At 63.1% G+C, this 19,788-nt stretch carries 18 protein-coding genes; 13 read left to right on the top strand and 5 right to left on the bottom strand.

All coding sequences use genetic code 11. The annotated features are described in order from the left end of the window. Positions 1 to 393: 393 nt before the first annotated feature. The 6 genes from BBBF_RS07840 to rpsI all read left to right on the top strand — a co-directional run bounded on the left by BBBF_RS07840 (position 394) and on the right by rpsI (position 6,817). Positions 394 to 1,737 carry a CapA family protein gene (locus BBBF_RS07840; protein ID WP_003815644.1) on the top strand — a complete coding sequence of 448 codons (1,344 nt, stop codon included), beginning with the start codon at positions 394 to 396 and terminating at the stop codon, positions 1,735 to 1,737. Then, entirely contained in the window at positions 1,721 to 2,359 is a 639-nt protein-coding gene (locus BBBF_RS07835; RefSeq protein ID WP_013390231.1) for an IMPACT family protein, read from the top strand. Before BBBF_RS07840 ends, BBBF_RS07835 begins: the two co-directional genes overlap by 17 nt. A 178-nt stretch (positions 2,360 to 2,537) precedes the next feature. Continuing rightward, positions 2,538 to 3,251: an AbrB family transcriptional regulator gene (locus tag BBBF_RS07830; RefSeq protein WP_080665112.1), complete on the top strand. Its 714-nt coding sequence runs from the start codon at positions 2,538 to 2,540 to the stop codon at positions 3,249 to 3,251. A gap of 172 nt (positions 3,252 to 3,423) precedes the next feature. After that, positions 3,424 to 5,592, top strand: a complete 2,169-nt coding sequence (gene malQ, locus BBBF_RS07825) for a 4-alpha-glucanotransferase (protein ID WP_021648346.1) — start codon at positions 3,424 to 3,426, stop codon at positions 5,590 to 5,592. A 262-nt stretch (positions 5,593 to 5,854) separates the two neighbouring features. Beyond that, entirely contained in the window at positions 5,855 to 6,304 is a 450-nt protein-coding gene (rplM, locus tag BBBF_RS07820) for a 50S ribosomal protein L13 (RefSeq protein ID WP_003814479.1), read from the top strand. A gap of 21 nt (positions 6,305 to 6,325) precedes the next feature. Then, positions 6,326 to 6,817, top strand: a complete 492-nt coding sequence (rpsI, locus tag BBBF_RS07815) for a 30S ribosomal protein S9 (RefSeq protein ID WP_003814481.1) — start codon at positions 6,326 to 6,328, stop codon at positions 6,815 to 6,817. Between the two features lie 78 nt (positions 6,818 to 6,895). Here rpsI and glgX read toward each other — a convergent pair whose 3' ends face one another. Next, entirely contained in the window at positions 6,896 to 9,481 is a 2,586-nt protein-coding gene (gene glgX / locus BBBF_RS07810; protein WP_021648348.1) for a glycogen debranching protein GlgX, read from the bottom strand. After that, positions 9,478 to 10,695 (bottom strand): ROK family protein, encoded by a 1,218-nt coding sequence (locus BBBF_RS07805; protein ID WP_021648349.1) that lies wholly within the window; start codon positions 10,693 to 10,695, stop codon positions 9,478 to 9,480. Before BBBF_RS07805 ends, glgX begins: the two co-directional genes overlap by 4 nt. Before the next feature lie 410 nt (positions 10,696 to 11,105). Here BBBF_RS07805 and adhE point away from each other — a divergent pair, with 410 nt between their 5' ends. Further along, positions 11,106 to 13,838 carry a bifunctional acetaldehyde-CoA/alcohol dehydrogenase gene (gene adhE, locus BBBF_RS07800; protein WP_003814487.1) on the top strand — a complete coding sequence of 911 codons (2,733 nt, stop codon included), beginning with the start codon at positions 11,106 to 11,108 and terminating at the stop codon, positions 13,836 to 13,838. 193 nt (positions 13,839 to 14,031) lie between these two features. On the opposite strand, the gene budA is transcribed toward adhE, so the two are convergent. The 3 genes from budA to BBBF_RS07785 form a co-directional block, all read right to left on the bottom strand. After that, a complete protein-coding gene (budA, locus tag BBBF_RS07795) occupies positions 14,032 to 14,820 on the bottom strand; it encodes an acetolactate decarboxylase (protein ID WP_179664928.1) in 789 nt (262 codons plus the stop codon). Between the two features lie 97 nt (positions 14,821 to 14,917). Continuing rightward, positions 14,918 to 15,517, bottom strand: coding sequence for a hypothetical protein (locus BBBF_RS07790; protein ID WP_231855217.1), 600 nt, complete (start codon positions 15,515 to 15,517; stop codon positions 14,918 to 14,920). Next, positions 15,493 to 16,032 carry a bacterial Ig-like domain-containing protein gene (locus tag BBBF_RS07785; protein WP_003820218.1) on the bottom strand — a complete coding sequence of 180 codons (540 nt, stop codon included), beginning with the start codon at positions 16,030 to 16,032 and terminating at the stop codon, positions 15,493 to 15,495. The genes BBBF_RS07790 and BBBF_RS07785 overlap by 25 nt, the downstream gene beginning before the upstream one ends. A 637-nt stretch (positions 16,033 to 16,669) precedes the next feature. Between BBBF_RS07785 and rpsJ the strand changes: the two genes are divergently transcribed. The 6 genes from rpsJ to rpsS are packed head-to-tail and all read left to right on the top strand — an operon-like array spanning position 16,670 to position 19,780. After that, on the top strand, positions 16,670 to 16,978 hold the full coding sequence (rpsJ, locus tag BBBF_RS07780) for a 30S ribosomal protein S10 (protein WP_003808013.1): 309 nt from the start codon (positions 16,670 to 16,672) through the stop codon (positions 16,976 to 16,978). Between the two features lie 16 nt (positions 16,979 to 16,994). Further along, positions 16,995 to 17,648, top strand: a complete 654-nt coding sequence (gene rplC / locus BBBF_RS07775) for a 50S ribosomal protein L3 (RefSeq protein ID WP_003814493.1) — start codon at positions 16,995 to 16,997, stop codon at positions 17,646 to 17,648. Between the two features lie 5 nt (positions 17,649 to 17,653). Then, complete coding sequence (gene rplD, locus BBBF_RS07770) at positions 17,654 to 18,319, top strand: 50S ribosomal protein L4 (RefSeq protein ID WP_003815665.1); 666 nt, start codon at positions 17,654 to 17,656, stop codon at positions 18,317 to 18,319. A gap of 2 nt (positions 18,320 to 18,321) precedes the next feature. Next, positions 18,322 to 18,618 (top strand): 50S ribosomal protein L23, encoded by a 297-nt coding sequence (rplW, locus tag BBBF_RS07765; RefSeq protein WP_003814498.1) that lies wholly within the window; start codon positions 18,322 to 18,324, stop codon positions 18,616 to 18,618. Positions 18,619 to 18,654: 36 nt separating this feature from the next. Further along, on the top strand, positions 18,655 to 19,485 hold the full coding sequence (gene rplB / locus BBBF_RS07760; protein ID WP_003814500.1) for a 50S ribosomal protein L2: 831 nt from the start codon (positions 18,655 to 18,657) through the stop codon (positions 19,483 to 19,485). A 16-nt stretch (positions 19,486 to 19,501) separates the two neighbouring features. Then, on the top strand, positions 19,502 to 19,780 hold the full coding sequence (gene rpsS, locus BBBF_RS07755) for a 30S ribosomal protein S19 (protein WP_003814508.1): 279 nt from the start codon (positions 19,502 to 19,504) through the stop codon (positions 19,778 to 19,780). Positions 19,781 to 19,788 lie beyond the last annotated feature (8 nt).

The following is a 19,788-nucleotide window of genomic DNA, read 5'->3' as shown; positions in this document are numbered from 1 at the left end:
ATCGGTAAGCCGCGAAAAGCTGAATGTCCGCTGGGATTTGTGTGGTCATGATATGAGAAAGCCGGTTGTGCATAATCCGCGCGACCGGTCATCCGGGCAAGGCGTATCGTCCCTTGTAGCGAAGCAGGGGGGGCGGAGGTACGCCATTGTCCGTCCGTCTCCAAGCAGTCATTCTACCCCCTTCGTTTACCGTGGCATAATGATGTCATCGTTCACATAGTAAGAAAGATGCCGCCGCAATGTGATTGCATATGCCGGTTTCCCGCGCGTGTCGCACGTCTGTGCTTGTGTCGTATGGGAGATTCGCCCGCGCGTGTCGTGTCCGCTTACTGGACAGTAGCTGACGGGCGTTAGACTGAGAACCATCAGGACGAGATGAGCAAGGAGCGTACGATGGGGCACATCCGGGGAAAAGGGCATCACAGGACGACGGCATCGCATTCGCCCGTCAGGGCGCTCGTCGTCGTGCTGGTCATCGTGGCGGTGCTCGTCGGCGGCGGATGGCTGGTCGTGCGGCATATGCAGGCCGCCGCTCCCGTCGCGAAACCGGACAAGGCCGCGACGGTGACCCGGGTCGATCTCGACAACAAGCAGGCCGTACCCGAACCGGTTGTGGAGCACCATGGCAATTCGCCCGACTGCCCGGACACCGACTGCATCTCCATGCTGGTCAACGGCGACCTGCTGTTCCATCCGAACCTGTGGAAGCATTTCGCCGGTGCGAACACCGCCGCCACCGACGGCACGGCGTTCGATTTCACGCCGCTGTTCGAAACCATGAAGCCATACATCCAGGCGTCCGACATCGCCGTGTGCGAGTTCGAGACGCCGATCGCCAAACGCGGCGGTCCCTACACCGGCTATCCGGTATTCAACGTGCCGCCGGAGGTCGCCGATGCCGCGGCCTCGGTCGGCTACACCGCCTGCACGCACGCCACCAACCATTCATGGGATCAGGGTGCCGACGGCATCGCCCGCCTGTGGGATACGCTCGCGTCCAAGGGCATCGCGCAGACCGGTTCGTACAAGACCGAGGAGGACTCCACCAAGCCGCTGGTCATCGACTCGCCCACGGGCGGCGGCAAGCTCGGCCTGGTCACCGGCACGGTGTCGCTCAACGGCATGACCGCCGACCATGACTGGCAGGTCGACCGCCTGCGCGAAGCCGGCGACCCTCAGCATCAGTCCGACATCGACCGTGCCGTCGCCAAGGCCAAGGCCGCCCGTGAACAGGGCGCCGACGTGGTGGCCATGGCCATGCATTCGGTGCAGGAATACATCGACTACGCCGATTCGTGGCAGGTCTCCGAGGCGCATGAGCTCGCGGACACCGGCGCGTTCGACGTGATCTACGGCGCCGGATGCCATTGTGCGCAGCCCATCGAGAACTACAACGGCACGTGGATCATCTACGGGCTTGGCAACACGGTGACGGTCAGCGCCCCCGCCAGCAGAATCGTCAACAATCAGGGCGTGACCGCCCGCATCCAGTTCGCCGGCCGCAAGGGCGTGGCCGGGGCATGGCGCGTCAGCCGCATCGACTGGGTGCCGACCGCGAACATGCGGCAGGGCTCATACCAGTGGTGCCCGATCTCCAGCGACCATCCCAACGGCACATGCTGGTCCGAATCGCAGGATGCGCAGGTGCGCCAGCGCATATGGAACGTCATCTATTCGATGGGCGCCGACAAGAACGTCGTGAAGGAGTGGAACATCACCGATGAAAACCGTTCTTGACACGTCCGACCGGCCGGCGCATGACGCACTGGTGGAGAAGAAGTCCGAGTTCATCGCCGATGTGTGCCATGTGGATGCGTTGGACGAGGCGCTGCTGTTCGTCGATTCCGTTCGCCAGCTGCACCCCAAGGCCCGGCATGTGGCGTACGCCGCGATATGCGTCGACGGCGATGGTCGCGTGCGGGAGAGGATGAGCGATGATGGCGAACCATCCGGCACCGCCGGCAAGCCCATTCTCGACGTGCTGCGGCAGGGAGATCTGATGAACTGCGCAGTGACGGTCACCCGGTATTTCGGTGGTATCCTGCTGGGGTCGGGCGGGCTGATTCGCGCGTATTCGTCCGCCGCCTCGCTGGGCGTCAAGGTGGCCAGACTGGCGTCCATCGAGACGTGCCGCAGATACACGACAGCGCTGCAGTACCCGCAATTTGACGTGTTCCGTCAACTCGCCTCGGATTGCGGGGCCGCGCTGGAGAATGAGCGGTACAGTGACCGTGTCGTACTGGACGCGGTGGTGCCGGTGGAGCGTGAGCGGGAATTTCTCCGGCGCGTGCGTGAGACGTTCAGCGCGACGGTGACGCCCGAATCCGGTGAACTGATAAGCCGTCCCGTCGCAATCTAAACAGGTGCGATGTTATGCGCAGCATGTCCACCTCCTAATCGCCCCCGCTGGCGGGGGCTGTCATGCGTAGTATGACTGGGGGTGGTTTTTGTGGTACTCAGCTCACCCGTCAGCAGGAACGCAATACTTTGCGGAAGATATGGTTCGGTTCGGCGACCCCTCGGGTATGGTGATGACTATGAGCGAGATGCAACGACATGATGACGAGGCCACGGTGCGCGAGGCCATGGCGCAGACTGCAGCGCAGTCTCAGCCTGACACGCAGTCTCAGCCCGACAGCGCCACTGACTCCACGCCCTTCGAGCCTCTGACCGCCACGTATGAGCGGCTGCGGCACTCCACCGATAGCGCGGAACTGTCCGAGTTCGCGCGCCGTCCGTTGCCGGACCGTTCCGATCAGGCGGCGTTCTCCCGTGCGACGGCACTACTGGAGGCCGTCGCCGGCAACCGGCACACGCCGTTGGAAGATCGCATCATGCTGGCGGAGACGATGCCGTTCCCGAACATCCTGGTCAAGCTGTCGACGGACCCGAGTCCGGACGTGCGCAGGGCCGTGGCGGCCAACGAGGACGACAAGAACTGGCTGGTGGGGCGCCTGACCAAGGACGAGGTCCCCGAGGTGCGCGACGCGGCGCTGCGCAACAAGCGCACATCATGGAAGATGCGGCTGGAGGGAGCGCAGAACACCGATCTTGACGCCGACACCCTGGACGTGCTGTCAAGGCTCGGAGTATCGGAGGAATCCGGTGCCCCGGCGATTCTCGCGACGATGGTGCGGCGCGCGGTGGCGTTGAACCCCGGCACTTCGCAGGAGACGCTCGACCGGTTGCGCGACGACCCTTCGCCCGAAGTGGCGAAAGCCGCGGCGAGCCGGACCTCGGACGCCTCGTGACGCATCATTGCGCGACACCCTCCCTGCGCTCCCTCCTGCCACCCCCGTACTGACCCCGTTTCGTTCCGACCCGTCCGCCGCCGGCGGATCAGGCGATAATCGCGGGTAAAATCTGGCGCAATTCGCGGTATACGTAAGCGTGCCGAGCAAAAGCGGGCTTACACTAAGGAATATGACAGAGAGTACAGAAAGTGCGGAGCGTCTCGCGCGTCCGCTAATCCATCTGGCGCGTCTGGTTGGATTGGCCACGAGCTACATCGGCATGAGCGACGACTATCACGAGATCGATGATGATGTCCTGAAGGCGTTGCTGGGTGCGTTGGGCGTGGACGCCCATGACGATGACGCCATCGATGATTCCGTTGTCCGTATCCTTCGCGAGCGCCACGGGCGTCTCGTCGCCCCGACCGTGTTGCATGTCGTCGGCAAGGAAGATCGTGTGCTGCTCAACACCGGTATCATGCAGATTCCCTCCGCAACCATCACGCTGGAAAACGGCGACGAATACCAGGGTGCGCTGGAGCCGGGAGCCGGAGACGGATCGCAGGCGTACGAGGTCGACGGCAAGTTCGTGGCGACGGCATCCATCACCATACCCGCGGATCTGCCGATGGGATACCATACGCTGCATGTCAGCGTGGGCGACCGCACGCAGGACGCCACGCTGATCAGCGCCCCCGAGCGTATTCCGATGCTGCCGGCCATGGAACATGACCAGCTGTGGGGCTGGATGGCCCAGCTGTATTCCATCCGGTCCGCCGGATCCTGGGGCGTGGGTGATTTCGAGGACCTCAAGACCCTCATGGTCGATTCGCACAGCAAGACCGGCGCCGATTTCATGCTGGTCAACCCGCTGCACGCGTGCGAGCCGGTAGCGCCGCTCACCCCGTCGCCGTACCTGCCGATTTCCCGCCGCTTCATCAACTTCACGTACATTCGTCCCGAGGCGATCGAGGAATATGCCGGCCTCGGCGATGACCTGAAATCGCAGATCGGCGAGCTGCACGCGCAGGCCGAACCGCTGAACGGGGACGCGCAGATTATCGACCGTGATTCGATGTGGCGCGTGAAGATGCACGCCCTGTGGCTGATTTTTAAGGCCGGGCGCAGCGAGGAGCGTCAGAAGGCGTTCGACGACTACAAGAGCACGTCCGCCGAAGGGCTCGAGGCCTACGCCACGTGGTGCCTGTGCTACGACAAGTGGGGCGCGCCGACCGGCGAAGCCGACAGCTGGGAGAAGCGCCTCGACAAGAACAGCGACGAGGTGCAGGGGCTGCGTCGACAGTTCCCCGACACCTTGGACTTCTACCGCTGGTTGGAATGGATCGCCGACGAGCAGCTGGAAGCCGCTCAGCAGGCCGCGAAGGACGCCGGCATGCAGATCGGCCTCATGGCCGACATGGCGGTCGGCGTGCATCCGTCCGGCTCCGACGTGTGGTGGAACCCGGAGCGTTTCGCCAAGGGCGCCACGGTCGGCGCGCCGCCGGATTACTTCAACCAGCAGGGGCAGGACTGGAGCCAGCCGCCACTCAACCCGATCGAGCTGGAGAACACCGGCTACCTCACGTATCGTCACATGGTGCAGGGCATGTTCGCCCATGCAGGCGCGGTGCGCATCGACCACATCCTCGGCCTGTTCCGCCTGTGGTGGATCCCCTCCGGGCACGCGCCCAAGGACGGCGCCTATGTGCAGTACGATTCCGAGATCATGCTCGGCATCCTGGCACTTGAGGCGTCGCGCGCCCACGGCGTGGTCGTCGGCGAGGATCTGGGCGTCGTGCCGGACCACGTCTCGACGTCGCTGTCCGCGCATCAGGTGCTGGGTTGCGCCGTCGAATGGTTCGAGCAGATGGACGGCAAGTTCCGCGCCCCGAAGGATTGGCGCGAGTTCTCGCTCGCTTCGGTGAACACGCACGACCTGCCGCCCGCAGCCGGATATCTCGCGTACGAGCACGTCGAACTGCGCGAGCGCCTGGGACTGATCGAAGGATCGGTCGAGGACTTCGAGCAGAACGCGCGCGCCGAGCACAAGGCCATGATGGTCATGCTGATCGTCAACGGTTATCTCGACCCCGACCTGCTGAAGGATGAGAAAGCCCACGAGCAGGAGATCGTCGAGGCGCTGTACCGCGGTCTGCGCGGCTCCCCGTGCAAGCTGCTCGCGGCGTCCATCGTGGACGGCGTGGGAGAGCGACGCGCCCAGAACCAGCCCGGCACCAACAACGAATATCCGAACTGGCGCATCCCGCTGGCCGACGGCAAGGGCAATGTCGTGCCGCTGGAGGAGCTGTTCTCCAACACGCGTCTGCTCTCGCTCGCCAAGGTCATGCAGGGGCGCTGAGGGTGCGATATGGGCATGCCATCCGGCCGTACATGAGGTGTCGTTCGGCCGGATGATGAAGTGTGTCGTGCGGCGTTGCGAAATGTCAAAGGTGGCGTTATCATAGAGGATTGTTGTGTTTCCCTAAGGGGTCCTTCAAAGCGCTTTCCCACTCGCCATCGAGGACTTTCAGGGAGCCCACGGATAATGAGGCCGAAACCGCCAAGCCTGACCAGCGCGGCAGTCCAAGCCCGGAACACAATAAGCAAGAAAAGGTACACCAGTGAAAACTTTCACTCCGAAACCAGCCGATTTGACTCATGACTGGTACATCATCGACGCCACCGACGTGGTGCTCGGTCGTCTGGCCACTCAGGTCGCCACGCTGCTGCGCGGCAAGAACAAGCCGACCTACGCGCCTCACGCCGATTCCGGTAACCACGTGATCATCATCAATGCCGACAAGATCGCTCTGACCGGCAACAAGATGGGCAAGGAACTGTACTCGCACTCCGGTCGTCCCGGTGGCCTGCGTCGCGATAGCTACGCCGAGCTGCTGGCGAACAAGCCGGAGCGCATCATCAAGGCTGCCGTCAAGGGCATGCTGCCGAAGAACCGTCTGTCCAAGGTGCAGCTGGACCGTCTCCGCATCTTCCGTGGTGCCGAGCATCCGCACACCCCGCAGCAGCCGCAGGTTTTCGAGATCGCTCAGGTCTCGCAGCAGGCCAAGTGAACCGAAGGGAGATAGAGAATCATGGCTGAAAACACCAACGACTCCGCGGTTCAGGCAACCGAAGAGGAGCTCACCAGCTACACCACCGAGACCAACGCGGGTGCCGGCACCGGCACTTCCGCGATTGCTCCGGGCTACGGCACCGGCCGCCGCAAGGAAGCCGTCGCCCGCGTGCGTCTGGTTCCCGGCACCGGCAAGTGGACCATCAACAAGCGCACCCTGGAGGAGTACTTCCCCTCCAAGCTGCTGCAGCGTGAGGTCAACTCCCCGATCGTGCTGCTCAAGCTCGAAGGCAAGTTCGACGCGATCGTCCTCGTTGACGGCGGCGGCACCACCGGTCAGGCCGGTGCCATCCGTCTCGGCGTTGCCCGCGCTCTGAACGCCATCGACCGTGACGCCAACCGCGCCGCCCTGAAGAAGGCCGGCATGCTGACCCGCGACTCCCGTGTCGTGGAACGCAAGAAGGCTGGTCTGCACAAGGCACGTCGCGCTCCGCAGTTCTCGAAGCGTTAATATACGCCAGTTCTGGCTATCGCGAGGCCCTTTCGGAAACATCGTTTCCCGGAAGGGCCTCGTTCGTTATGAGCACCTCTACTGCAGCCTGCGCATCACGCTGATGCTGAGTGCGGGCATCGTCCATACCACCGACCCGTTAACCGTAGCGTTGCCGCCATCACGGGCCGACGCGGAAGCGCCATGCACGGTACTGGCCGCAGACATGGTCGCCGAAACATCCGCGCCAACGCCCGGGGCCTGCTCGTCATCCTCGAACAGCACATCGGCATGCTCTGTGGTGGCGCCAAGCAGATCCAGCTTGTCCTGCTCGGCCAGCGACGCCTGAACGGTCTTCAACAGCTGATGGATGTTGTCCTTCTCGCTGACGGACATGATCCAGTTGCTGCGCAGCGCCTGGTTCTTGCCGATACGCTGCAGCCGATCGCCCGGCGCCGGCCGCAGTCCGACCGCGGTCGCGGAACTCCAGTCGCACTGCCAGGAGCAGTCGCTCGGCAGGGTGAACCGGCGTACCTCGTCGACGCCGTTGATCACGATGAGCACATCGACCTCATCCTGCGAGAGCAGTCGCATCGCGAAGCTGCGTATCGTCGTGTCGAACCAGTCCCGATCCATCGGTGTGGTGCCGTCGGGCAGATACCATTGCACGCGGCTCGACGGCTTGAACAGGCCGAGCTGCGTGAGCCGCGTGAAGAACTCCTCGTGATGGTACAGTCCCAGCGATTTGCGTATCGACAGCAGTCGGGACACCGTCTCCAGGCGGTGCATCTGCATGGTTTTGCGGGGCTGGTATATCCAGTCCCAGTTCAGCCAGGTGATGTCGTTGTCCTGCGCATAGGCGTTGTTGTTGCCGCTCTGCGAGTTGCCGAATTCGTCGCCCGCCAGCATCATCGGTGTGCCCAGCGACAGCATCAGCGTGCCGAGCATGTTCATGGCGGCCTGCTCGCGTTTGCGGATGATCGCCGGGTCGTCGGACGGCCCCTCGACACCGAAGTTCGCGGAGTGGTTCACGTTCGATCCGTCGATATTGTTCTCGCCGTTGGCCTCGTTGTGCTTGACCGCGTATCGGGTCAGGTCGGTGAGCGTGAATCCGTCGTGGCACGAGACGTAGTTGATCGAGGACACGCATCCGCGCCCGGGCTCCGTGGCGAACAGGTCGGATGAACCGCACAGTCGCGTGGCCATCTCCTGCATGCCGATACCGCTGGGCGCCCCCGGTTGGGTGTCGGTGATCCAGAATCGGCGCACCGTGTCGCGGAACCGGTCGTTCCACTCGCTGAACGGCATGCCGAATCCGCCGGTCCTCCATCCCTGCGGCCCCAGGTCCCAAGGCTCCATGATGAGTTTCAGGTTGCCGAGCAGCAGGTCGGAACGCAACGCATACAGGAACGGGTGATGCTTGGTGAAGTCCCCGTCCAGCCGCGCCAGCGACACGCCGAGATCGAATCGGAACCCGTCGATGCCGATGCGCTTGGCCCAATACCGCAGCGAGTCCACGGCGAACGTCACCACGTGCGTGTTGGTGAAGTCGAAGGTGTTGCCGCAGCCGGTGGTGTCCTCAAGCCGCCCGATATTGCCCTTCTGACGCCGGTAATACAAGAGCGCGTCCAGACCGCGCCAGCATGTCGTCGGCCCTTCCACGCCGCCTTCGCAGGTGTGGTTGTACACCACGTCCATGATGACCTCGAACCCGGCCTCATGCAGCGCGCGCACCATGCCGATGACCTCGTCGCGGACCGCCCGGGCCCCCTTGCGCTGGGCTTCGGCAGTGGCGTACGAAGGCTCGGGGGAGAAGTAGCTGAGTGGCGAGTACCCCCAGTAGTTGTGCCGCCCGCGCTCCTGCAGGAACAGCTCGTCCTGCTTGGCCTGGATGGGCAGCAGCTCGATGGAGGTGACGCCCAGGGATTGCAGGTACGAGAGCGTGGTCGGGTGGGCGAGGCCCGCGTACGTGCCGCGCAGTTCCTTGGGCAGCCAGGGTGCGTTCGCGGTGAATCCCTTGACGTGCAGCTCATACAGCACGGTCTTGCTCCACGGCACGTGCGGGTGCGAGGGGTCGGCGTCGTGCTTGCTCTTGTCCCGGTCGTCGATGGCCACCGACACGGGCATGTTGCCCAGTGCGTCGACGGTGCTCATCGGCCCGAACGCGGAGCCGCGCACCTTGCCGTCCTCGTTGACGTCGCACTGGTATGAGAACGCGGCCGGCGACAGCTTCATGCGGCCGTCGATCCCCTTGCCATACGGGTCGAGCAGCAGCTTGTACGGGTTGAACCGCAGCCCCTTGCTCGGATCCCACGCGCCGTCCACTCGGTAGGCGTAGCGCATGCCGTCCCACGCCTTGGGAAGATGCACGTACCACAGGCCGTAGTTCGGCCCATCCATGCGGAACAGCGTCTCGCGCACGTACATGGGCTCGATGATGCGCGTGCAGACGGCGTGCTCGTGTATTTCGTTGATGAACGGCGTTGCTGAATCATCGAAGATGCGGATGGCGTCGTTGAAGAAGGCGGTGGGTTGATCGACCTTCTCGTAGATGCAGAGCCACACCTGATCGGCTGTTTCGGAACGGACGATGACATCGGCGCCGCCGTCTTCCGTGAAGTACAGGCCCGGTCGTGTCGCATAGCGATGAGGGATTGCATACCGCTGAGGTATCGCGTGTTTCATACACCCATTGTAGCGGTGTCGATTTTCGTCCGTGTCGGAGCGGGCGAGGACGGGTGCGGGCCCGTGTTCCAGCCGCACAGCGCGTCCATGTAGGGGTCGGTGAACTGCATGGCCGCGCCGATGGCGCCGCTGTTCTCGTCGCTGCGGCTCAGCCGAAGGGTGAGATGGTCGGTGCCGAACACGCTGAGGGCCGTGACCCGCCGCTGCAGGTCGGCGATGTTGTCGTGGTCGAGGTACAGCGCCGCCTCCCCGCCGATGACGACGTCGGCGCAGATGACGCACCGCACGTTGGCGATGGCCAGCGCCACGTGGTCGAGCCAGTCGTTCATGCGCTCGCGGTGATGGGTCTCGCCTTGCTCCAGCACGCTGAAGAAGCCGGGGATGCTCTCGTAGTCCTCCGGCAGGTTTTCGGGAGAGCAGTAGGCGGCCATGCAGCCGCGCCTGCCGCAGTGGCACGGTTTGCCGCCTGGGACGAGCGTCATGTGTTCGATGGCGCCATCGCACAGGTTCGGGCCGCGGTGCAGGCGGCCGTTCATGATGAGCGCGCCGCTGGGTCTGCGGTTCAGGTACAGGCATATGGCGTCGCTGATGGCGGTGTCGTGCAGCGTTTCGGTCATGGCGATGGCCGCGGCCTCGCGGATTAGTTGACGCGGGTAGCGCACCGACTGGGCGATGGTGTCGATGGTGACGCCGGTCGCTCCGGTCGAGTCGTTGAAGGTGATGACGGTGCCGTCGGCCGAGATGGCACCGGGGATGGCGAAGGATACGCCGAGCACGGGGCCGTGGGCCTTTTCGGTCTCCGCGGCGAAATCGTTGATCGCCGAACCCATCCGCTGGTAGTAGGCGTTGGTGTTGGCATAGGGGAGCGTGCGCGAGAGGGTGGCGATGGGGCACCCCTGCAGGTCGATGGCGCATAGGCGCAGGGTGCTGCGGTGCATGGTGACGCCGATTGCGGTGCGATGACTCGGGTTGAACCGGTAGCTTTGGGATTTGCGGCCGCCCGTGGAGTCGGTCAGGGGGCCGGAAGCGATGATGCCGTCGTGTTCGAGCGCGCGGATGTTGCCGGTGATGGTCGGCAGGCTCAGCTGCAGATCGAGCTGCAGCTGGCGCTTGGTGACGTTGCCGTGCGTTGCGAGGTGGCGGATGATGGCCTGCCTGTTGCGCGTCTTGGTGATGTTTCGGGTTGTGGCGATGTCGGTGTCCGTGGTCGTCATTGGAGCCTCGTTGCTGGGTCGATTCCGTGTGGTGCCGGACGCATGACACCGCTTTTAATAAATAATTTTATAAAAGTTTGTTGACGAGTGCAACTTTTATAAACATACTTTATATAAGTTGTGTCTCGGAAATTCGTTTGATGGTGTGCGATGTCGCAAAAAGCGAACAAAAGATATCATTTCGTGGAATATCGGCAGCAAAACAAGGTTAAATGTAACAAATAGCAACAAATAAATACCAAAAACAAACACGAAACGCCGTCGTTTTTGTTCGTGTGCGTTTGCGCAGTGTATCACGTAGATTGTGACGTAGGCCACAGATGCGCAATAGCGAGCATGTGGATGGATGATCCGCCAGGTGATGGCGGCAACGACAACGGAATGAAACCACAGCTAGTCGAGGAGTATTCATGGCAGAAGCAACACAGGTCGAGGCGCCCGCCAAGCCGAGCCCCGAGGAGAAGCGCGCGGCGGCCGAAGCCGAGGTCGACGCCCTTGTCAAGAAGGGTCTCAAGGCCCTTGACGAGTTCGAGAAGCTCGATCAGAAGCAGGTCGACCGCATCGTCGCCAAGGCGTCCGTCGCGGCCCTGAACAAGCATCTGGTGCTCGCGAAGATGGCCGTCGATGAGACCGGCCGTGGTCTCGTCGAAGACAAGGCCACCAAGAACATCTTCGCCTGCGAGCACGTCACCCACTACATGGCCGGGCAGAAGACCGTCGGCCTGATCCGCGAGGACGAGGTCATGGGCATCGACGAGGTCGCCGAGCCGGTCGGCGTCGTCGCCGGTGTCACCCCGGTCACCAACCCGACCTCCACCGCCATCTTCAAGTCGCTGCTGGCACTCAAGACCCGCTGTCCGATCGTGTTCGGCTTCCACCCGGGCGCCCAGAAGTCGTCCGTGGCCGCCGCGAAGATCGTCCGCGACGCCGCGATCGAAGCAGGCGCACCCGAGAACTGCGTGCAGTGGATCGAACACCCGTCCATCGAGGCGACCGGCGCGCTGATGAAGCACCCGGGCGTCGCCACCATCCTGGCCACTGGCGGCCCCGGCATGGTCAAGGCCGCGTACTCCTCCGGCAAGCCCGCCCTCGGCGTCGGCGCCGGCAACGCTCCGGCCTACATCGATACCGATGTGGACATCGAACGTGCGGCGAACGACCTGATCCTCTCCAAGCACTTCGATTACGGCATGATCTGCGCCACCGAGCAGGCCATCATCGCCCACAAGGACGTCTACGCGCCGCTCGTCAAGGAGCTCAAGCGCCGCAAGGCATACTTCGTCAACGCGGACGAGAAGGCGAAGCTGGAGCAGTACATGTTCGGCTGCACCGCCGGCTCCGGCCAGAAGCCGGTCCTCAACTCCGTGGTGCCGGGCAAGTCCCCGCAGTTCATCGCCAAGGCCGCCGGCTTCGAGATCCCCGCCGACGCGACGATCCTCGCCGCCGAATGCAAGGAGGTCTCCGACGACGAGCCGCTGACCCACGAGAAGCTCGCCCCGGTGCAGGCCGTGCTCAAGGCCGACGACAAGGAGCAGGCCTTCGAGATGTGCGAGAAGATGCTCAAGCTCGGTGCCGGCCACACCGCCGCCATCCACACGAACAACGAGGCGCTGGTGCGCGAGTACGGCCTGCGCATGCACGCCTGCCGCATCATCTGGAACCAGCCGAGCTCGCTCGGCGGCATCGGCGACATCTACAACGCGATTGCCCCGTCGCTGACCCTGGGCTGCGGCTCCTACGGCGGCAACTCGGTGTCCGGCAACGTCCAGGCCGTGAACCTGATCAACATCAAGCGCATCGCTCGGAGGAACAATAACATGCAGTGGTTCAAGATTCCGGCCAAGACGTACTTCGAGCCGAACGCCATCAAGTACCTGCGCGACATGCACGGCATCGAGAAGGCCGTCATCGTGTGCGACAAGGTGATGGAGCAGCTCGGCATCGTCGACAAGGTCATCGACCAGCTGCGCGCCCGTGACAATCGCGTCACCTTCCGAATCATCGACTACGTCGAGCCGGAGCCCTCCGTCGAGACCGTCGAGCGCGGCGCCGAGATGATGCGCGAGGAGTTCGAGCCCGACACGATCATCGCGGTCGGTGGCGGCTCCCCGATGGACGCGGCCAAGATCATGTGGCTGCTCTACGAGCACCCGGAAATCTCCTTCTCCGACGTGCGTGAGAAGTTCTTCGACATCCGCAAGCGCGCGTTCCGCATCCCGCCGCTGGGCGAGAAGGCCAAGCTCGTGTGCATCCCGACCTCGTCGGGCACTGGTTCGGAGGTGACGCCGTTCGCCGTGATCACCGACCACAAGACCGGATACAAGTACCCGATCACCGACTACGCGCTGACCCCGTCCGTGGCCATCGTGGACCCGGTGCTGGCCCGCACCCAGCCGCGCAAGCTGGCCTCCGACGCCGGCTTCGACGCCCTGACCCACTCCATGGAAGCCTACGTGTCCGTGTACGCGAACGACTTCACCGACGGCATGGCCCTGCACGCGGCCAAGCTCATCTGGGACAACCTGGCCGAGTCCGTCAACGGCGAGCCGGGTCTCGCCAAGACCGACGCGCAGGAGAAGATGCACAACGCCGCCACCATGGCCGGCATGGCGTTCGGCTCCGCGTTCCTCGGCATGTGCCACGGCATGGCCCACACCATCGGCGCCCTGTGCCACATCGCCCACGGCCGCACCAACTCCATCCTGCTGCCGTACGTGATCCGCTACAACGGTGCCGTCCCGGAGGAGCCGACCAGCTGGCCGAAGTACAACAAGTACGTCGCCGACAAGCGCTACCAGGACATCGCCCGCATCATCGGCATCGACCCGGGCAAGACCCCGGCCGAAGGCGTCGAGAACCTGGCGAAGGCCGTCGAGGACTACCGCGACAACAAGCTCGGCATGAACAAGTCCTTCCAGGACTGCGGCGTGGAAGAGGACTACTTCTGGAGCGTGCTCGACCAGATCGGCATGCGCGCTTACGAGGACCAGTGCACCCCGGCCAACCCGCGCATCCCGATGATCGAGGACATGAAGGACATCGCCGTGGCCGCATACTACGGCGTGCCGCAGGCCGAAGGCCACAAGATTCGCGTTGAGCGTGAGGGCGTGGCCGCCACCGAAGAGGCGTCCGAGCGCGTCTGACGATGGCATGACATCACCCATCCCAGGTGATTGAACCAATGTGGGGGTCTTCCTATGCGGAAGGCCCCCACAATTATTTCAGGCCATTCCTGCCTCCCGCTGGCGGGAGGTGGCACGTAGTGCCGGTGGGTGGTCACGCGGATTCAGTGATTACCTCCACTAATCTTCTCTTCGCGACTACCCACTGAATCCGTCAATTACCTGCCTTGTCTCCCTCCGCGGCGGTGATCGCCTCGGCTATCGGATCATGCCGGAAATCGTGGTTGCGATACTCAGGATCATCCACCGGCAGATGCTGCACCAGCGTGTCGAACACCTGACTGTATATCTTGCCGTGATCGAGCACCGCGTCGAGCACGTGACCGCCGAACGTGCGATCGTCTGACAGAAAATGCTCGTGAAAACCGGCGACGGCGGCTCCATGAAACATCTCCGGCGAGAAATATCCCAGCATCGTGCCCTTCACGTCGTGCCGCAGGAACATCGCCTGCCGGTCGGCGACCTCTACCAGAGTCGGGTACGGGGCCTGCTGTTTGATGACCGCCCTCGTCTTGATGAAGCTGAAGGTGCCTCGCACGATGACCGAGAAGAACGTGTTGGCGCGGCCGTTCGCCTCGACGATGCGGTTGTTGAGATCCTCCAGGCCGATATCGCGGCGCTCGCACTGGTATTGGAACGCGGCGTGATGCACGTTCGCGAACGGCATGGTGAAATCGTCCGGCACGCGTTCCGCCACGCCGCTTTGTCCGACCTTATAGGCGACGCCGTCGAGGATGATGAGCTCTCCGTCGAGGATGATGAGCTCGCCGTCGAGCCCTTCGCCGGTTCCGATGCCGGTGTCGCCGTGGGTGAGCAGTTCGCCGATGGTCGTGGTGCCTTCGAGCAGTCCGGGCACCAGCAGCGCCAGCGTGCCGTGCTGGTACAGCTGGTTGGCGTGATGCGCCGTGATGGGTTTGATCTGTGCAGCTTGCGATTTTGTCACGGTGATTACGATAATGCAGCACGCGGGGCGCTTCAACGCGGGCTTCACATAGGGGAGCGCCTGCGCTGTGACCTGCCTCACGAACAACACGGCCACCTCATCCCGCCAAAGTCCCCTCTGCGGCCTCTGAAATGGGACTATGGTCGGGGAGGGAGTCGGATAGGAAGGGGAGGCGGATCGCCGCTATGCCAGGTGAGGACAGATGATGATGACCGCTATGAACACCAGTAGCAGGCACATCGCTTCGGTGACGCCGGCGATCATCGGTTTCGCGTTGCCCGCGGAATCGCAGCGGTATCGCCACTGACCGCGTCAGCAGGACGACCGCGACGACACCCAGCCACATATTGACGGCGAACCCGGTGATGGCAAGCGCCGCGTGCCACACCCATGAGGCCACCAAGTAGGATCGCTTCCCGTATTCGCGAATCATCGTTTTGACGAACAGCACCGAGCCATACTGCGTCAGCGCGAAAACGATCGCGGCCGTCAACGCCGCCTTCGGCACGGAATACGCCGGCCACCATGCCTGCACATCAGCCCAGGAACGCCAGTCAGGCAGTGCGCGAATGCCCTGCCGATACTGCGCCACGGCATCGCACGAAACCTGGCTGCCACCAGCCCCGCATAACGGCGGCAGCCGGTCCCCGAACGAGGCGATGACCACCGTCATCATCGATGTGGCGAGCACGGCCACGGCGTTGCCCCACAGCGAGCGCTCCCGGCGCAGCCATGCGGCGAACAGCCATACGGGTCCGCGTTGACGCCGCCCGTCAGCAGTGCGAGTGCCGCCAGGGCTATGATCGGAGCCGTGCTGGCGCCGGTCTTGGACAGCGGGTTGGACACGCCGTTCGGCTGCGTCGAGGTGCTGCCGTTTTGTACCGGCGATGCCTGCTGCTTGGGGTTGTTGCCGGTTTTGTTTCCGGCATCGGCCGTCACCTTGACCGTGAACGATGCGGTCTGGCCGTCATAGGTCACCGTGATCTTCGCCGCGCCGGACGGCTTCGCGAAGTCGTAGTGATAGGTCACGGCCTCATCGGTCGGGTCGATGGCCTTCGTGGACTTGTCGGAGTAAGTCGCGGTAATCTTCAGACCAGTCGGGTCGAACTGCTCCTGATGTTCCTGCACCCAGGTCTTCTCGATCTCACGGAACTTCGCATCGCCGACCGTCGAACGCAGCGCGGCGAGGGCGAGCCTGAATGTCTCTCCCAAGTTGGTTGTCATCGTACAGCACGAAAACCGTGCGCGGGGCCGTTTGGCTACTGCCTTTCCCGATAGCCCATTGAAAATCGTGTACGGATAGGTGTATCGGCGCACTGAGAGGCGAGAATAATGGGCTATCTGCATTTCGAGGGGTTGATGGCAGAGTAGAGGCGCTCCGGGAACCGCATGATTCCAACAACCGTAGGGCAGTGATACCGAGGGGATCGTGCTCTGACAACCTCACGAAACGCAGATAGCGCCGAGGGGCGGCAGCCCTGAGGAAATATGACAGGATTCGGGCGTGCGACACGCCCGCGGAGCCGTGTGGCCGGTAGCCCGGTGGGCTGCCGGTAGGCGACGCCGAGGGGCGGCAGCCCTGAGGGGATATGGCAGGATTCGGGCGTGCGACACGCCCGAATTCCCTATAGGTACCCCTGGTGCTTTAATTAACAAGTTGCCTGTTTTGGGCTCGCAAATTGGAATCAAAAAAGCGAGCGTGGAACAAGGGGTCCGTTTCGACGGGCTTCTTGCATGTCTACGCACTGATGTGGTTATGGCCGCGAAAAGTATTTTCGTGTGTCATGCTCGCCGGTGCCCTTTAGCAGGATGGTAATAGTCAACGAATCGCTAGAAAGGGCGGACGGCAATGGCGGGACAGAAAATCCGCATCAGGCTTAAGTCCTATGACCATGAGGTCATCGACCAATCGGCGAAGAAAATCGTCGAGACGGTGACGAACGCGGGTGCCACTGTGGTGGGCCCGGTTCCTCTGCCGACCGAGAAGAACGTGTTTGTTGTTATTCGTTCTCCTCACAAGTACAAGGATTCTCGCGAGCATTTCGAGATGCGCACGCACAAGCGTCTCATCGACATCGTGGACCCCACCCCCAAGGCTGTGGATTCTCTGATGCACATCGATCTGCCTGCAGATGTCAACATCGAGATCAAGCTGTAAGGGAGGAGGGATCGTTATGACTTCGCAAAGAGGTAGCCACAAGGCTCTGCTGGGTCGCAAGCTCGGCATGACGCAGGTGTGGGACGAGAACGGCTTCTTCGTCCCCGTCACGCTGGTGGATGTGTCCACCAACGTGGTCACGGCCGTCAAGTCCGAGGAGACCGATGGCTACAAGGCCATCCAGATCGGTTACGGCCAGATTGATCCCACCAAGGTGACCAAGCCGCTCGCTGGTCACTTCGCCAAGGCCGGCGTGACCCCGCGTCGCCACCTCGTTGAGGTGCGCACCGAGGACGCCGCCGAGTACGAGCCCGGCCAGGAGCTGTCCATCGACGCTTTCGCCGAGGGCTCAGAGGTGGATGTCACCGGCACCACCAAGGGCAAGGGCTTCGCGGGCACGATCAAGCGCTGGGGCTTCAAGTCCTACCGCCGTACCCACGGTTCTCACAAGAACGAACGTCGCCCCGGCTCCGTCGGCGCATGCGCCACTCCGAGCCGTATCCTCAAGGGCAAGCGCATGGCCGGCCGCATGGGTCACGTGACCGCGACCGTCCAGAGCCTGACCGTCATGTCCGCTGATGCCGAGAACAATGTCCTCGCCATCAAGGGTGCCATTCCCGGCCCCAAGGGCGGCATCGTCCTCGTCCGCACCGCAGTGAAGGGAGCCTGATTATCATGGCAAACGTTACTCTCAACGTCACTGACGGCAAGGGCCAGGCCACTGGCTCCGTTGAGGCGCCCGCCGAGCTCTTCGGCCACACCGCCGACGAGGTCCAGGCTCACGTCCCGCTGATCCACCAGGTCGTCGTGGCCCAGCTGGCTGCCGCCCGTCAGGGCACGCACGCCACCAAGACCCGCGGCATGGTTTCCGGCGGCGGCAAGAAGCCGTGGAAGCAGAAGGGCACCGGTCGTGCCCGTCAGGGCTCCATCCGTGCACCGCAGTGGTACCACGGCGGCACCGTGTTCGGTCCGCAGCCGCGCGACTACTCGCAGCGCACCCCCAAGAAGATGAAGGCCGCGGCCCTGCGCTACGTGCTTTCCGATCGCGCCAACGCCGGCCGCGTCGTCGTGGTTGACTTCGGTGTCACCGACACCCCGTCGACCAAGGCCGCCATCGCCGCGCTCACCCCGGTGACCGAGAACAAGTTCACCACCGTGGTGTTCTCCCGCGATAACGTCAACGAGTGGCTGTCGGTGCGCAACATCCCGACCGTTCACCCGATCTTCGCCGATCAGCTCAACACGTACGATGTGGTCACGGCTCAGTACGTCGTCTTCACGAAGGAAGGCCTTGAGGCCTTCGTCGACGCGAAGACCAAGCCGGCCGCCAAGGAGGCCTGATCATGGTCGCTATTCACAAGCCAGCACATGACATCATCCTGAAGCCTGTCGTCTCTGAGAAGAGCTACGCCCTGTCCGATCGCGGCCAGTACACCTTCGTGGTGGCCCCGAACGCGAACAAGGTGCAGATCAAGCAGGCTATCGAAGAGATCTTCAAGGTCAAGGTGACGAACGTCAACACCCTCAACCGCGCCGGCAAGCGCCAGCGCACCCGCACCGGTTTCGGCCAGCGTGTTTCCCAGAAGCGCGCCATCGTGACCGTTGCCGAGGGCCAGTCGATCGACATCTTTGGCAACTGAAGGTTAGCCGAGAAAAGTTAAAGGAAGAACTATATTATGGCTATCCGCGTTTATAAGCCGACGACCGCGGGCCGTCGTAACGCGTCCGTCTCGGACTTCTCCGAGCTTACGCGCACCACGCCTGAGAAGTCGCTGGTTCGCAAGCTCAGCAAGACCGGCGGTCGTAACTCTTACGGCCGTATGACCTCCCGCCACCGCGGCGGTGGCCACAAGCGCCAGTACCGTCTCATCGACTTCAAGCGTTGGGACAAGGACGGCGTGCCGGCCAAGGTCGCTCACATCGAGTACGACCCGAACCGTACCGCTCGCATCGCGCTGCTGCACTACGCCGACGGCGAGAAGCGTTACATCATCGCCCCCGAGGGCATCAAGCAGGGTGACACCATTGAGACCGGCGAGAAGGCCGATATCAAGCCCGGCAACAACCTGCCGCTGAAGAACATCCCGACCGGTACGATCGTGCACGCCATCGAGCTCCGTCCGCTGGGCGGCGCGAAGATCGCGCGTTCCGCCGGTGCCGCCGTGCAGCTCGTCGCCAAGGACGGTGCCTACGCCCAGCTGCGTATGCCGTCCGGCGAAATCCGCAATGTGGATGCTCGCTGCCGCGCCACCATCGGTGAGGTCGGCAACTCCGAGCACGCCAACATTCAGCTCGGCAAGGCCGGTCGCGCCCGTTGGATGGGCAAGCGTCCGTGGACCCGTGGTGAGTCCATGAACCCCGTCGACCACCCGCACGGCGGTCGTACCCGCGGTGGCAAGCCGCCGGTTTCGCCGTGGGGCAAGGGTGAGGTTCGTACTCGTCGTCCGAAGAAGGCTTCGAACAAGATGATTGTTCGTCGTCGTCCGAATGGTAAGAACCGCAAGTAAAGGGAGTATCGAGAAGATGACTCGTAGCATCAAGAAGGGCCCCTTCGTCGACGCCCACTTGCAGAAGAAAGTCGACGAGCAGAACGAGAAGGGGACCAAGAACGTCATCAAGACGTGGTCTCGTCGTTCGATGATCACTCCTGATTTCATCGGACACACCTTCGCTGTTCACGACGGCCGCAAGCATGTCCCGGTGTTCGTCACCGAGGCCATGGTCGGTCACAAGCTCGGTGAGTTCGCCCCCACGAAGACCTTCAAGGGTCACGTGAAGGACGACAAGAAGGCCCGCCGCTAAAGGAGAGA

Origin of the sequence: Bifidobacterium bifidum ATCC 29521 = JCM 1255 = DSM 20456 (assembly GCF_001025135.1) — a bacterium.
GTDB classification, from domain to species: Bacteria; Actinomycetota; Actinomycetes; order Actinomycetales; family Bifidobacteriaceae; genus Bifidobacterium; species Bifidobacterium bifidum.
The sequence above is the reverse complement of the archived record's forward strand: the minus strand, read 5'-3'. Positions and strand labels throughout refer to the sequence as shown.